At 71.4% G+C, this 2176-nt stretch carries 2 protein-coding genes and 1 pseudogene; all 3 read right to left on the reverse strand.

Translation table 11 applies throughout. The annotated features are described in order from the left end of the window. A partial coding sequence (locus tag QH283_RS00645) for an enoyl-CoA hydratase/isomerase family protein (protein ID WP_280501070.1) occupies positions 1-718 on the reverse strand: 718 nt, incomplete at its 3' end. A 27-nt stretch (positions 719-745) separates the two neighbouring features. Continuing rightward, the gene (locus QH283_RS00650; RefSeq protein WP_280501071.1) at positions 746-1834 is read right to left on the reverse strand and encodes an acyl-CoA dehydrogenase family protein; all 1089 of its coding nucleotides are present in this window, start codon (positions 1832-1834) and stop codon (positions 746-748) included. Then, positions 1821-2165, reverse strand: a pseudogene (locus QH283_RS00655) (acyl-CoA dehydrogenase family protein); the annotation flags it as partial. The pseudogene QH283_RS00655 and the gene QH283_RS00650, both read right to left, overlap by 14 nt. Positions 2166-2176: the final 11 nt, after the last annotated feature.

Genomic DNA, 2176 nt, shown 5'->3' on the forward strand with positions numbered 1-2176 from the left:
TCTGGAAGGACAGATCCTCGGCTTTGTTGGCGAAGTCGAGGGTGGCGAGCACCGCCCGCTCGAGGTGCAGGTTCAGCAGCCGCTTGGTCGCCTCCACGGCCTGCCTCGGCAGTCCCGCCATCCGTTCGGCGCAGGCCAGCGCCTCGGCCAGCGGGTCGGCCACGATGTGGTTGACCAGCCCCATCTCCCTCGCCCGTTCGGCGCTGATCGTGGCGCCGGTGAGGGCGTACTCCTTGGCCAGCATGAGGCTGGTGTGCAGCGGCCAGGTGAGCGGCCCGCCGTCGGCGGCGACCAGGCCGACCTGCACGTGCGGGTCCTTCAGATAGGCGCCCTCGGCGATGTAGGCGATGTCGCTGAGCGCGACCAGGCTGCACCCGAGCCCGACGGCGGGCCCGTTCACCGCGGCGACCACCGGAATCCGCGTCCGCGCCTTGCCGAGCACGATGGCGCGCCCGTGCGCGATGGTCCGGGCGCGCAGTTCCGCGTCGGCGGCCAGTTCGGCGAGGTAGGCGAAGTCGCCGCCCGCGCTGAAGGCCTTGCCAGCGCCGGTGAGCACGGCCGCGCGCACGCCCCTGTCCTCCTCCAGTCGCGGCCAGAGCTGGGCGAGGGCGGTGTGCAGTTCGTCGTTCACCGCGTTCAGGGCGTCCGGCCGGTTGAGGGTGATGACGCGGATGGGACCGTCGGCGCGGACGTCGATCACATCGGGAAGGTCGTACATGGGGGGCTCCTGACTCCCGGAGCTCGGTCAGACACCGAGTCCGAGGATGCGCGAGGCGATGATGTTCTTCTGGATCTGGGAGGTGCCGCCCATGACGCTCTGGGCGCGGCTGTAGAAGTAGGCGCCGAGCAATTCCCCGTCGCCGGTGCCGCCTACGGCGAGCGCGGCATGGCCGACGGACTGGTCGACCCAGGTCATGAGGAGTTTGTCGAGCGAGCCGTCGGGGCCGTGCGTCACGCCGTCGAGCTGTTCGGACAGCCGCCTGCGCACGTGCAGCCGCAGCATCTCGGCCTGCACCGCGGCCCAGCGCAGGTCGGCGGGCGGGTCGTCGCCGGCGCGGGCGGCCAGCTGCCGCACCAGCTTTCCGTAGCGGGCGGCGTAGCCGAGGGTCGACGGTTCGCGCTCGTGCCCGACCACGGTCATGGCCAGTTTCCAGCCCTCCCCCGGCGCGCCGACCATCTGATCGGCGGGCACCCGGGCGCCGTCGAAGCGCACCTGCCCGAATTCCCGGGTCACCCCGCTGATCATCCGCAGCGGCCGCTGCCGCACGCCGGGCTGCTTCATCGAGACGACGAACGCGGAGATGCCCTTGTGCCGGGGCGCGCCCGGGTCGGTGCGGGCCAGCAGCAGGCACCAGTCGGCGACATCGGAGTAGCTGGTCCAGATCTTGTGGCCGGTGATCACGTACTCGTCGCCCACGCGCACGGCGGTGGTGCGAAGGGAGGCCAGATCAGAGCCCGCCTCCGGTTCGCTGAAACCCTGGCACCAGCGCTGGGTGCCGTCGATCATGCCGGGCAGGAAGCGCTGCTGGAGTTCTTCGCTGCCGTGCCTGCCCAGTCCGTGCACGAGATAGCCCAGGCTCGGTCGCGGCGGGGCGCCGGCGCGGGCCAGTTCCTCGTCGAGGATGACGTCGTAGACCGGCGGGAGGTCCTGACCACCGAACTTCTCCGGCCAGGACAGGCCGAAGAACCCCGCCGCGTGGAGCGCGCGGTGCCATTCCCCCTGCCTGGCCCAGTACTCGTCGCCGCTGCTCGGGTAGGCGGCCGCGTGCTCGGCGAGCCAGGCGCGCAGCCGGGCGCGGAAGCGCGCCTCGGCGGGCGAATCACGATAGTCCACAGTCGATCTCCTCCAGGCGGACGGGAAACCACTCGGCCGAGGCCAGCGCCCGGCGCAGATACACGTGCGCCAGGCAGTCCCAGGTGTTGCCGATGCCGCCGTGCACCTGGACGGCGGTCTCGCACACGGTGAGGGCGGCGCGGGTGAGATAGAGATGGGCGATGCGGGCGGCGCGCAGAGCCTCGACGGGGTCGAGTTCGTCCACCGCCCAGGCGGCGTGCCGCAGCACGCTGATCGAGCCCTCGATCAGGGACTTGTTCTCGGCGAGCAGGTGCTCGACCGCCTGGTAGCAGCCGATGGCGCGGCCGTACTGCTCGAGCACCTTGGCGTATTAGACCGCGA

The organism is Nocardia farcinica (assembly GCF_029867845.1).
GTDB classification, from domain to species: Bacteria; Actinomycetota; Actinomycetes; order Mycobacteriales; family Mycobacteriaceae; genus Nocardia; species Nocardia farcinica_A.